General features: G+C 67.9%; 8 protein-coding genes and 1 pseudogene. 6 read left to right on the forward strand and 3 right to left on the reverse strand.

Translation table 11 applies throughout. The features are described from left to right. Both KBZ04_RS07945 and KBZ04_RS07950 read left to right on the forward strand, forming a co-directional pair. The coding region (locus tag KBZ04_RS07945) for a phosphoketolase (protein ID WP_254991415.1) at positions 1-2,361 on the forward strand (2,361 nt) is incomplete at its 5' end. Then, entirely contained in the window at positions 2,358-3,443 is a 1,086-nt protein-coding gene (locus KBZ04_RS07950) for an acetate/propionate family kinase (RefSeq protein ID WP_254991416.1), read from the forward strand. The genes KBZ04_RS07945 and KBZ04_RS07950, both read left to right, overlap by 4 nt. A 4-nt stretch (positions 3,444-3,447) precedes the next feature. Here KBZ04_RS07950 and KBZ04_RS07955 read toward each other — a convergent pair whose 3' ends face one another. Then, a complete protein-coding gene (locus tag KBZ04_RS07955) occupies positions 3,448-4,191 on the reverse strand; it encodes a succinate dehydrogenase/fumarate reductase iron-sulfur subunit (protein ID WP_254991417.1) in 744 nt (247 codons plus the stop codon). A gap of 208 nt (positions 4,192-4,399) precedes the next feature. Here KBZ04_RS07955 and KBZ04_RS07960 point away from each other — a divergent pair, with 208 nt between their 5' ends. Continuing rightward, entirely contained in the window at positions 4,400-6,163 is a 1,764-nt protein-coding gene (locus KBZ04_RS07960; RefSeq protein ID WP_254991418.1) for a putative bifunctional diguanylate cyclase/phosphodiesterase, read from the forward strand. Here the strand turns inward: KBZ04_RS07960 and KBZ04_RS07965 are convergent. Both KBZ04_RS07965 and KBZ04_RS07970 read right to left on the reverse strand, forming a co-directional pair. After that, on the reverse strand, positions 6,135-8,057 hold the full coding sequence (locus KBZ04_RS07965) for a fumarate reductase/succinate dehydrogenase flavoprotein subunit (protein WP_254991419.1): 1,923 nt from the start codon (positions 8,055-8,057) through the stop codon (positions 6,135-6,137). The genes KBZ04_RS07960 and KBZ04_RS07965 overlap by 29 nt on opposite strands. Further along, positions 8,054-8,701 carry a succinate dehydrogenase gene (locus KBZ04_RS07970; protein ID WP_254991420.1) on the reverse strand — a complete coding sequence of 216 codons (648 nt, stop codon included), beginning with the start codon at positions 8,699-8,701 and terminating at the stop codon, positions 8,054-8,056. Before KBZ04_RS07970 ends, KBZ04_RS07965 begins: the two co-directional genes overlap by 4 nt. A 473-nt stretch (positions 8,702-9,174) precedes the next feature. Here KBZ04_RS07970 and KBZ04_RS07975 point away from each other — a divergent pair, with 473 nt between their 5' ends. From KBZ04_RS07975 to KBZ04_RS07985, 3 genes and pseudogenes are all read left to right on the forward strand, one after another. After that, positions 9,175-10,464, forward strand: a complete 1,290-nt coding sequence (locus tag KBZ04_RS07975; RefSeq protein WP_254991421.1) for a glycosyltransferase family 4 protein — start codon at positions 9,175-9,177, stop codon at positions 10,462-10,464. A gap of 50 nt (positions 10,465-10,514) precedes the next feature. Further along, entirely contained in the window at positions 10,515-11,762 is a 1,248-nt protein-coding gene (locus KBZ04_RS07980; protein ID WP_254991422.1) for an MFS transporter, read from the forward strand. Between the two features lie 36 nt (positions 11,763-11,798). Continuing rightward, positions 11,799-12,255 (forward strand): annotated as a pseudogene (locus tag KBZ04_RS07985) (RNA degradosome polyphosphate kinase); the annotation flags it as partial.

The following is a 12,255-nucleotide window of genomic DNA, read 5'->3' on the forward strand; positions in this document are numbered from 1 at the left end:
ATTGATGCTTGGTGGCGCGCCGCCAACTACCTGGCCGTCGGCATGATCTACCTGCGCGCCAACCCGCTGCTGAGCGAACCCCTGCGTCATGAGCACGTCAAGGCGCGGCTGCTGGGCCACTGGGGCTCCTCTCCCGGCCAGGCCTTCATCTGGGCCCATGCCAACCGGGTGATCCGGCGGCATGACCTCGACATGATCTACCTGTCGGGGCCTGGGCACGGCGCCCCCGGAGTGCTCGGCCCCACCTACCTCGACGGCAGCTACAGCGAGGTCTACCCCGACAAGAGCCAGGACGCCGAAGGGATGCGGCGCTTCTTCAAACAGTTCTCCTTCCCCGGCCACATCGGCAGCCACTGCACCCCGGAAACCCCCGGTTCGATCCACGAAGGGGGCGAGCTCGGCTATGTGCTGTCGCACGCCTGCGGAGCGGTGTTCGACAACCCCAACCTGATCGCCCTGGCCTGCGTGGGGGATGGCGAAGCCGAGACCGGCCCCCTGGCCACCTCCTGGCACATCAACAAGTTCCTCAACCCGATCGGCGACGGGGCGGTGCTGCCTGTCCTCCACCTCAACGGCTACAAGATCGCCAACCCCACCCTGCTGGCCCGCATCCCCCGCGACGAGCTGGCCAGCCTGATGCGCGGCAACGGCTGGGATCCGATCTTCGTCGAAGGGCATGAGCCGATGGCGATGCACCAGGCCATGGCCGCCGCCATGGACCAGGCGATCGGCCGCATCCTGGAGATCCGCGCCGAGGCCCGCGCCAGCGGCGAGGCCGTCCGCCCCGCCTGGCCGATGATCGTGCTGCGCTCGCCCAAGGGCTGGACCGGACCGGCCTCCCTGCACGGCAAGAAGCTGGAGGGGTTCTGGCGGGCCCACCAGGTTCCCCTGGCCGCGCCGAACACCGATCCCGAGCAGCTGCAGATGCTTGAGGAGTGGCTCAGGAGCTACCGGCCTGAAGAGCTGTTCGACGCCAACGGCGCCCTGATTCCGGAACTGCAGGCACTGTCGCCGCACGGCAACCGGCGCATGGGCTCCAACCCCCACGCCAACGGCGGCCTGCTGCGCCGCAAGCTGCAGTTCCCACCCCTCGAGGACTACGCGGTGGACGTGCAGGCACCGGGGGCCACCGAGGAGGAGAACACCTACCCCCTGGGCGAACTGCTCCGCGACATCATCCAGGCGAATCCCTATTCCATGCGGGTGTTCGGCCCCGACGAAACCGCCTCCAATCGCCTGCAGGCGATCTATGAGGTGAGCAAGAAGGTGTGGATGGAGGAATTCCTGCCGGAAGACCTCAACGGCAGCGAACTGGCCCGCAGCGGCCGGGTGGTGGAGATGCTCAGCGAGCACACCCTGGTGGGCATGATGGAAGGCTATCTGCTCACCGGCCGCTACGGCTTTTTCCACACCTACGAGGCCTTCGCCCATGTGATTGCCTCGATGTTCAACCAGCACGCCAAATGGCTGGAATCCTGCCTCCTGCACGCCCCCTGGCGTGCACCGATCGGTGCCTGGAACTGCCTGATCTCCTCCACGGTGTGGCGGCAGGACCACAACGGCTTCACCCACCAGGACCCCGGCTTCATCGACCTGGCGGGCAACAAGAGCGGTGACGTGGTGCGGGTGTATCTGCCGGCCGATGCCAACTGCCTGCTGGCGGTGGCGGAGGAGGCCCTGCAGGAAACCAACGTCTGCAACATCATCGTCTCCGACAAACAGAAGCACCTCCAGTACTTCACCCTGGAGCAGGCCAGGCGCCACGTGGCCAAGGGCATCAGCATCGTCGGCTGGGCCAGCAACGACGACTGCGGCACTGAGCCGGATGAACCGGATGTGGTGATGGCCTGCGCCGGCGACATCCCCACCAAGGAGACGCTGGCGGCGGTGGAGATCCTGCACCGGGAGATCCCGAGTCTGCGGATCCGGGTGATCAATGTGGTGAAGCTGTTTGCCCTCACCGAGCCGAACGAACATCCCCACGGCCTCAGCGACCGGGACTTCGACACCCTGTTCACCACCGATCGGCCAGGGATCTTCAACTTCCACGGCTACCCCTGGCTGATCCACCGTCTCACCTACCGCCGCACCAACCACGCCAACATCCACGTGCGTGGGTACAAGGAGAAGGGCAACATCAACACGCCGCTTGAACTGGCGATGAACAACCAGATCGACCGCTTCAATCTCGTGATTGACGTGGTCAATCGGGTGCCCTTCCTGCGCTCCCGCGCCGCCCACGTCAAGGAGCGGATGCAGGATGCGATCCTGTCCCACCGGGCCTACGCCCATACCCACGGCAAGGATGCCCCGGAGGTCACCGACTGGCGCTGGACGCCCCCGGCGGCCGAGCACGGATGACGGAGCCGGCAACGGTGGGCGGCGAGCTGGCTGGCGAGGTGCTGGTGCTGAATGCCGGCAGCTCCAGCCTCAAGATCTCCGTGCACACCCGCTCAGGGGACTGCCTATGGAGGGACCAGAGCAACTGGAGCATCGGCGCCGCGGAGAGGACAGCCCCCGAGGAGCGTCTGGAGGCGGTGCTGGACGCCTGGCTGCCCGAGGCCCTTTCGGCCTGGGGGGAGGGGCTGATCCGCGCCGGCCATCGGGTGGTCCATGGTGGCGAGCGCTTCACGGCCCCCGTACGGCTGGATGCGGAGGTGCTGGAGGTGCTGGAGGGGCTGGTGCCCCTTGCCCCGCTGCACAACGGTCCGGCCCTGCGGGTGATGCGCTGGCTGACCCACTGGAAGCCCGCGATCGAGCAATGGGCCTGCTTCGACACGGCCTTCCACGGCACCCTGCCGGAGGCCGCACGCACCTATGCGATTCCGGTCCACTGGCGCGCCGAGGGCCTGCGGCGCTTCGGCTTCCACGGCCTCAACCACCAGCACGTGGCCGAGACCGTGGCCCGCCGGGGTGAAGACCTGCGGCTGATCAGCTGCCACCTCGGCGCCGGCTGCTCCCTCTGCGCCATCCGGGGGGGCCTCAGCATCGCCACCACCATGGGCTACACGCCCCTGGAGGGCCTGGTGATGGCCACCCGCAGCGGCTCCATCGATCCCGGCCTGCTGCTGCACCTGCTGCGCCGGGGCGTCACGGCCGAGGAGCTCGACCACGACCTGCAGCAGGAGAGCGGCCTGCTGGGTCTCTCGCAACTGAGTCCGAGCATGAAGGACCTGCGCCAGGCCGCCGCCGAAGGCCACGCCGGCGCCGAGCTGGCAATCGCGGTGTTCCGCCACCAGCTGCTGCAGGGGATCGGGGCCATGGCCGCCAGCCTGGGCGGGGTCGACGTGATCGCCCTCACCGGCGGCATCGGCGAACACGACCGGGCTTTGGGGCAGGAGCTGGAGGCGGCGCTCACCTGGCTGGAGCCGTTCGAACTGCTGCGGGTCCCCGCCGATGAGGAGGGGGTGATCGCCCGCCACTGCGCCGCTGCGGGCGCCTGAAGCCTCAGGCTCGCCGCCAGGATTCGCGGTGCATCCAGCTGATCCAGTCGGCGGAGATCTGCTTGGGGCAGGTGGCCTCGCATTCCAGGTGACTGCTGCAGCTGCCGAAGCCTTCGCTGACCATCTGCGCCTGCATCACCCGGGCCCGGTGGCGCCGCTCCGGCTGGCCCTGGGGCAACTGGCCCAGGTGCGCCAGCTTGGCGGCCACGAACAGGCTGGCGGAGGCGTTGCGGCAGCTGGCCACGCAGGCGCCGCAGCCGATGCAGGCCGCCGTGTCGAAGGCCTGGGCCGCCTGCTCGCGGCCGATCAGCAGGGCATTCGCTTCCGGCGCACTGCCGGTGTTGGTGGAGCAATACCCGCCCGCGGCGATGATCCGGTCGAAGGCGGAGCGGTCGACGGCCAGATCCTGGAGCACGGGGAAGGACCTGGCCCGGAAGGGTTCCAGGGTCAGCACCTGGCCATCACGGAACTGGCGCAGGTAGAGCTGGCAGACGCTGGTGGCCCGCTGGGGCCCCTGGGCCTGGCCGTTGACGAGAAAACCACAGGACCCGCAGATGCCCTCACGGCAATCGTGCTCGAACCCCACGGGACGCTCCCCGGAGACGATCAGCCGTTCGTTCAGCAGGTCAAGGGCCTCCAGCAGCGAGAGGTCGGTCGAGACCCCGTCCAGCCGATGGACCTCAAAGCCACCGTGGTCGCCGGAACCGGCCTGGCGCCAGATCCTCAGCGTGAGGGAAAGGGTGGTCATCGAAACGGGCTTGGCAGGGGCGTCACCGTTGGCGGGACCAGGAAGGCGCCAGGACCTGGGTTGATTCTGCCGCTCGGTGGGACGAGATGTTGTCGTTCCGCGTCATCCCCACGGCAGGGGCCCCATCACCGAGGGGAAAGATGCAATACTCAGTAAATTTTCAGTTTTGTTCCGCCCGCCCCATGCCCGACCGGGTTCCTGCCACCGCGTGAACGACCAACGCAAGCTGGTGGTGGAACTGCGTCGGTCGATGGGGAGGCTGGAGGCGGCCCTCGGCACGATCAGCGACGGCCTAGTGATCACCAGCTGCGAGGGGCGGGTGCTCTGGTGCAACGCCAGCTATGCGCAGCTGGTGGAGCGGACCCCTCCGGCGCTGCTGGGCGAATCGATCTATGACCAGCTCCCCCGCGATTGTGACGGCGCCCCCCTGCTGAACCCCGAGCAGGTGCTCGCCAGCGGCGACCAGGGGGGGCAGTTCACCAAGGTGCTGCATCGGCTTGAGCTGCGCGCCATCGAGATCGAGTGGAAGCCCGTTCGCAGCGAACGGCTGCGGCCCCTGATCTTCTGCTTCCGCGACGTCAGCGCTCTGCTCTCCTATGAGCAGCTGCGGGTCGAGGCCGAGCGGATCGAGCGGCGGCGGCAGCAGACCGAGAACCTGAACCGGGCCCTGGAGCTGGAACGCCTCGCCCTGGCCACCAAGGTGATGGAGTGCCCGGTCACCGGCCTTCCCAATCGCCGCGGCCTGCACGTCAGCATCCGTGCCGCCCTCAAGACCCAGCGGGAGAACGGCGGCCGGATCAGCATCCTGTTCTGCGATCTCAATTCCTTCAAGGAGATCAACGACCTGCACGGCCACCAGATCGGCGACGACCTGCTGGTCGAGATCGGCCGTCGGCTGCAGCGGTCCCTGCGTTTCGGAGACATCCTCTCGCGCCTCGGTGGCGATGAGTTCGTCGTGCTCACGATGGGCATTTTCAATGAGGCTGATGCCCTGCAGCTGGCGATGCGTCTCAATGACGCTGTTGGTCAGACCTGGTCGGTCGAAGACCATACGATCCGCCCCTCGATGAGCATCGGCATCACCATCTCGGATGATCCGGAGATTTCCGTCAATGAGCTGATCCGTCGAGCCGATCTTGCCATGTACGAAGCCAAGACGAACGGTGATCAGCACATCTCTTTTTACCACCCCTCCATCGACAAGAAAGTCAGGAAGAACATCCACCTGCGCCATCAGCTGGAAGGCGCACTCCAACACGAAAAGCTGTTTCTCGCCTACCAGCCGATCGTGGAGCTGGGCGATCGCGCGGTGGTGGGCATGGAGGCGTTGCTGCGCCTCGGAGCCATCGCCTCGCCGATCGCCACCCCGTCGGAATTCATCCCCCTCGCCGAACGCACAGCCCTGATCCTGCCGATCGGGCGCTGGGTGATCAGTGAGGCCCTCAAGCGTCTGTGCCAGCTCCGCGCCGAGGGCTCAGAGGTCACCATGGCGATCAACGTCAGTCCGTTGCAACTGAAGGAAAGCGGCCTCAGCGACTTCTTCCTCAGCCAGGCCGAACAGGCCGGCGTGGATCCTGCCTGGACGGTGATCGAGGTGACCGAAAGCATCCTGATCGAACATCCCGACCTGGCCACATCCGAGCTGCGACGCTTGCGGCAGGCCGGCGTCAAGGTGCATCTCGACGACTTCGGCACGGGTTACTCCAGTATGTCCTGGCTGGCACGACTGCCGATCGACACGATCAAGGTGGACCGCACGTTCATCGCGGATTTTCTCCGTGATCACCGCAAGGCGGTGGTGCTCGAGGCGATGATCCGTCTCTCCCGTGACCTGGGCCTGGGTCTGATCGCCGAAGGCATCGAGACTGCCGAGCAACATGCCGGCCTGCTCGCCATGGGTTGTGTCCGGGGTCAGGGCTTTCTCTTCGGCCGTCCCGAACCTCTTACCCGTAGCTGCGCGGTCCTGGCGTGATGGATCGGAACACGAGCGGCTCGCTGTGCCGGATGGGGGTCGCTCCGGGCCGGTGCTCCCAGGCGGCGATGTGGGCGAAGCGTTCGTCATCCCGCTGGGCTTCGCCGGCCGGGGTCTGATGGTCCTCGCGGAAATGGGCGCCGCAGGATTCCTCCCGCTCCAGGGCATCCCTGAGCATCAGGTCCGCCAGTCCGAAAAAATCCTCCAGCCGCAGGGCCTTGGTCAGCTCACCACCGAAGAGGCCGTCCTCCCCTGGAATGCAGACCTCATGCAGGAAGTTCACCCGCAGCTCCTCCAGCTCATCGAGCGCCGCCGTGAGGCGATCCGGTCGGCGACTGATACCGCAGGCGTCGATCATCAGGTGGCCGAGGCTCCGGTGGAAGACATCCACGGGCTGGGTGCCCCCCGTGCTTCGCAGGACCTCGATGCGGGCGGTCACCGCCGCCACGGCCTCCCGACAGGCCGGGTGGTCGGCCGGCAGGGCGCCGTTGGCCCGACCCGCCAGCCAGCCCGTGACCGTCGCCGGGGCGATGAAATAGCCATCGGCCAACGCCTGCATCAGGGCACTGGCCCCCAGGCGGTTGGCGCCATGCTCGGAGAAGTTGGCCTCGCCGAGCACGAACAGACCCGGCACCGTGCTCATCAGGTGGTAGTCCACCCACAGCCCGCCCATCGTGTAGTGCGGCGCGGGGTAGATCCGCATCGGTGTGGTCCGGGGGTCGTCGCCGGTGATGCGCTCGTACATCTCGAGCAGGTTGCCGTAGCGGGCGTCGATCGCTCCGGTGCCGTCCCGGGCGATGGCCTCGGCCAGGTCGAGATACACGGAACGCCCCCCGGGCCCGACGCCCCGGCCCTCCAGACAGAGCTCCCGGGCGCGGCGTGAGGCCAGATCCCGGGGCACCAGATTGCCGTAGCTGGGGTACAGCCGCTCAAGGAAGTAATCGCGCGCCGCTGCGGGGATCGCCGCCGGCGGCCGGTCGTCGCCAGGGCGCAGCGGCAGCCAGATCCGACCGTCGTTGCGCAGGCTCTCACTCATCAGGGTGAGCTTGCTCTGGTGGGCGTCGCCGCTGGGGATGCAGGTGGGGTGGATCTGGGTGAAGCAGGGGTTGGCGAAGCAGGCCCCACGCCGGTGGGCCTGCCAGATCGCCGTGGCGTTCGACTTCAGGGCATTGGTGGACAGGTAGAAGACGTTGGAATAACCGCCGCTGGCCAGCAGCACCGCATCGGCGCTGAGCACCTCGAGGGCGCCACTGATCTGGTGCCGGCAGACCACGCCCCTGGCCACACCGTCGTGCACGATCAGATCGAGCATGTCGCGGCGGCAGAGCAGCTCCACCCGGCCGGCGGCCACCTGGCGCAGCATCGCCTGGTAGGCGCCGTAGAGCAGTTGCTGCCCCGTCTGGCCCCGGGCGTAAAAGGTGCGGCTCACCAGGGCCCCACCGAAGCTGCGGTTGGCCAGGGTGCCGCCGTACTCCCGCGCGAAGGGCACCCCCTGGGCCACGCACTGGTCGATGATCGCGCCACTGATTTCGGCCAGCCGATGGCAGCCGGCTTCCCGGGCGCGGAAATCACCCCCCTTCACCGTGTCGCGGAACAGCCGCTCGACGCTGTCGCCGTCGTTGGCGTAGTTGCGGGCGGCGTTGATGCCCCCCTGGGCCGCCACCGAGTGGGCCCGGCGGGGGCTGTCGTGGTAGGTGAGCACCTGCACCCGGTAGCCCTGCTCGGCCAGGCTGGCGGCGGCCGAGGCCCCCGCCAGGCCGCTGCCCACCACCAGGATCCGCAGCCGCTGCTTGCGGTTGGGGCTGAGCAACGGCAGGCTCTCCCGGCAGCGCTGCCAGGCGGTGGCAACGGGGCCGTCGGGCAAGCGCGGATCCAGGAGCGGGGTGGGGCTCATTGGCCGGCCAGCAGCGGGAGGGCGGGACGCAGCACCAGGGCGAGGGGAAGCAGCGTGAACCCCGCTCCCAGCAGCAGGGCCAGCCCCCGCCCGCCCAGGCGCAGGGCCAGCGCATTGTCGGGCTCGAGCAGCCCCAGCCGGCGCACGGCACTCTCGGCGCCATGCAGCAGGTGCAGACCCGCCGCCGCCCCGGCGACCACGTAAAGGGCCAGGCACCAGGGTGCCCGCAGCACGGCCAGCACCGCAGCCAGTTCAGCACCGGCCGGCGGCCGGTGCCAACGCAACTGGGCCAGGTGGACGGCAAGGAACAGCAACAGCAGTGATCCGCTCCAGGGGATCAGCCGGGCCGCCAGGGCCTCCAGCGGCTCCCATGGCCCCTGGCGGCGGCTGCGCAGGGGACCGCCGGCCGGTCCCCTGGCCTGGGCATTGGCGCGGGCCCTTTGCAGGGACAGCAGGGGATGGCCCAGACCAGCCGCCAGCAGGGCGCCCTCCAGCCAGGGGAGCCAGGCCTGCTGGTGCAGGGAGGTGGAGACGTGTTCGAACCCCATCGGATCCAGCAGGGCCATCCCCACGCCACCCAGATGAATGGCCAGAAACAGAACGAGCTCCAGGCCCGTGACGGCGATCCAGAAACCGACGATCATTCAGCTGACGGTGAACGCCCCTGGAGGCAAGGTGACAGCGAGCATCAGGTGGGTCGGGTGATGGTCATTGGAAGGGCGGCATCCATGGAAAGGTCTGGACCGTTCCTTGACCGAACTCGATCCTACTCACCTGAAACCATGAGGCCTCGCCAGACGATTCCCTGGCGGTGGATCGGGGGCAACTGAAGATCGACCCCCACCAGCTGTTCTGAGAAGCGGCCTGCACAGGTGACTGATTCCTCTGAAGCCTCAATCTGATGCGAAGTGTTAGACCGGCAGGCTTCGAGTCTTATTTCGGGGATACAGACGTTCAGTCGCCCACTCCTCCTGCCTCGCGTCGGTTCTGCCGATCACCAGGCCATGGCGTCCAGGGGAGGCTTGAGTGACACCGGCCCAGCCACGGAACCAATCACGCGGCCCAAAGGTAGGGTCCAGGTCCGCAGCTATCGTTACAGTTCGGACACCACGGACGTGTGTTGAGAGTCGCCTTTGCCCACTACAGCCAGGCGCAGGACATCAGCGGCGTCACCACCTGGGTTCTAGGCCTCGCCAGACGATTGTCAGCCGATGGTGTGACTGTCGCCATCCATTTCGTCGTCGCGCCTGCGGAACCACGCCCTGATCCGTGTATTGAACCCCCGCTTTTTCAGGACCTACGCCGTCAGGGCATCGACGTGTTCTCCACACCGCGCCGCACCAGCCTGAAGGAAGATATCGAGGACACCCTGGCCTTTCTCAACGACTGGCAACCCACGGTGTTCCTGCCCCAGTGCAAACCGGCCCACTACGCGGCGGCGGCGCTGGCCGGCACCCGGGGGCTGCCCTGGGCGCTGACGCTGCATTCGGATGATCCGGATTACTGGGCCACGGTGAGGGCCTTCGGAGAATCCAGCCAGGGAAGTTCGCTGGTCTGCGTGTCCCGCCACATCCGCGACGAACTCAACCGCAGGCACCTCGATCGACCCGCCCGTGTGATTCCCTACGGCGTCTCCCTTCCGGTGGGGTCGTCGGAGTTCCGCAAGGATCCCTTCCAGGTGGTCTTCAGCGGCCGGATCTGGGAACACCAGAAACGGGCCTCGCTGGTGATCCAGACACTGATCAGAGCCTGCGGCTCCAGCGACTCCCTTCGCGCCACCCTGATCGGCGATGGCTACTCCCGGGCCAACTGTGAGCGGCAGGTGGCGGAGGCTGGCCTCAGCGGGGCGATCAGCTTCACCGGACCCCTGCCGCCCAGCCAGGTGCAGGCCAGGCTGCTCGACGCCCAGGCCATCCTGCTGATGTCCGACTTCGAGGGCCTGCCGATCGCCCTGCTGGAGGCCATGGCGGCCGGGGTGGTGCCGGTGGTGCGTCGCATTCCCAGTGGCATTCCCGAACTCGTGGATCACGGGCGCACCGGCCTGCTGGTGTCGGAGGATCCGGCCGAAGCGGCCCGAGCCCTGCTGCGACTGGCCGACGATCCCGACCTCTGGCGGCGCTGCTCCACGGCGGCCAGGGGTCTCGTCGCCCAGCACTACAGCGCCGAAGCGAGTTACCGGCAGTGGCTCCAGCTGCTGGAGGGCCTGGACCGGCAGTTCCACACGGCCCCAACCAACCCCTACCCGATCGACAGCCGCCGGATCGACAGCCTGCGCCGGCTCGATCCCAGCTTTCACAAGGAATATGCCCAACCTGCGCCGCCGTCCATCCCGCTGCGGCAGACCCTGCGCACCGCCATCGCCCGGGCCAAGCATCGGATCAAGCGGCTGCTGAGCCGTCACCCCTGAGTCGCCACCCGGCATGGGAGGGTGCCCTGGCCTCCCGGCTGCTGGCCGCCGTGCGCCTTTCGCGCCCCTCCACCCTCTTCTGCGCCTTCCTGACGCTGCTCAACGACCGGCTGGGGGAAAGCATCGTGTTCCCGCTGCTGCCGTTCCTGCTGGCGGACTTCACCGCGGACGGCCGCACCCTCGGCCTGCTGGCCGGCAGCTATGCCATCGCCCAGTTCGCCTTCACCCCCCTGATCGGCGCCCTCAGTGACCGCTATGGCCGCCGGCCCGTGATCATGGCCTGTGTGGCCGGCTCGGTGCTGGGCCTAGGCCTGTTCGCCCTCACCGTGATGCTGCCCTGGGGCCGCCTCTGGCCGGAGGCCGCCGCCAGCGGAATGCCCCTGGCCCTCCTGTTCGCCGCCCGCCTGATCGACGGGGTGAGCGGCGGCACCGCCGCCACGGCCGCCGCCGTGCTGGCCGACATCTCGACCCCGGAGCGGCGGGCCCGGGCCTTCGGCCTGATCGGCGTGGCCTTCGGGCTGGGGTTCATCCTTGGCCCGGCCCTCGGCGGTCTGCTGGGCCGCATCAACGTGAGCCTGCCGCTGCTGCTCGCCGTGGGCTTCGCCATGCTGAACCTGGTGGTGGTGGTAACCCTGCTGCCGGAAACCCATCCGCCCGAGGCCCGTCTGCCCCTGCCCAGGCAATGGGAGCTGCAGCCCTTCGGCCAGCTGCAGCGGGTGTTCGCCAATCCCCGGGTGCGGCGCCTCTGCGCCGCCTTCTTCCTCTTCTTCCTGGGGTTCAGCGGTTTCACCGCCCTGCTGGTGCTGTACTTCAAGCAGGTCTTCGGCTGGGGGCCGGGCCTCTCGGCCGGCGCTTTCCTGGTGGTGGGTGTGGTGGCCACGGTGGTGCAGGGCGGTCTGATCGGTCCGCTGGTGCAGCGACTGGGGGAGTGGCGTCTCACCCAGATCGGCCTGGGCTGCGTCATGGCGGGCTTCCTGCTGGTGCCCCTGGCGGAGCAACGGAACGCCGTGCCCGTGGTGTTCACGGCGGTGGCGATCCTGGCCCTGGGCACCGGCCTGGTGACCCCCAGCCTGCGCAGCCTGGTGTCACGGCGGCTGGCCGACAGCGGCCAGGGCGCCGCCCTGGGCAGCCTGCAGGGGCTGCAGAGCCTGGCCAGCTTCCTGGGGCCGCCCCTGGCGGGACTGGCCTATGAGACCATCGGCCGCCGAAGCCCCTTCTGGCTGGGGATTCTCCTGATGGCGGTGGTGGTGTGGCTTGTGGCGGCAGGATCCCACCGTCAAGCAGAGGCGACACCCTGAGAGCGGGATCGCCATTGCTACGTTGCGCTTCCCCCCATGCCCGCGGAGCTCCGCCGTATGTCGTCTCAGCCGGTCGTCGCTCCCGATCTTTACATCAACCGCGAGCAGAGTTGGATCGATTTCAACCATCGGGTTTTGGCCCTCGCTCTCGACGAGAGCACCCCCCTGCTGGAGCAGGCCAAATTCAGCGCCATCTTCAGCAACAACCTCGACGAATTCTTCATGGTGCGGGTGGCTTCGCTGAAGTCCCAGGTGGAGGCAGGCGTCACCAGCCGCAGTGACGACGGCCTGACCCCCCAGGAACAGCTGGAAGCGATCCACACCAAGCTTCGTCCCCTGCTGGAGATCCAGCAGCAGCACTACCGCCATTCCCTCAAGACCCACCTCGCCGAATACGGCGTCCAGCTGCTCGATTACCTGAGGCTCAACGAGGCCCAGAAAGCCTGGGCCGACGACTACTTCAGCAAGGCGATCTTTCCGGTGCTCACGCCCC

This window comes from Cyanobium sp. N5-Cardenillas (assembly GCF_024345515.1).
Classification (GTDB): domain Bacteria; phylum Cyanobacteriota; class Cyanobacteriia; order PCC-6307; family Cyanobiaceae; genus Cyanobium.

What these genes read in the sequence shown, in the direction of transcription:
- KBZ04_RS07955 (WP_254991417.1), bottom strand. Translation starts at nt 4,191, where the DNA reads ATGACCACCCTTTCCCTCACGCTGAGGATCTGGCGCCAGGCCGGTTCC.
- KBZ04_RS07970 (WP_254991420.1), bottom strand. Translation starts at nt 8,701, where the DNA reads ATGATCGTCGGTTTCTGGATCGCCGTCACGGGCCTGGAGCTCGTTCTG.
- KBZ04_RS07950 (WP_254991416.1), top strand. Translation starts at nt 2,358, where the DNA reads ATGACGGAGCCGGCAACGGTGGGCGGCGAGCTGGCTGGCGAGGTGCTG.
- KBZ04_RS07965 (WP_254991419.1), bottom strand. Translation starts at nt 8,057, where the DNA reads ATGAGCCCCACCCCGCTCCTGGATCCGCGCTTGCCCGACGGCCCCGTT.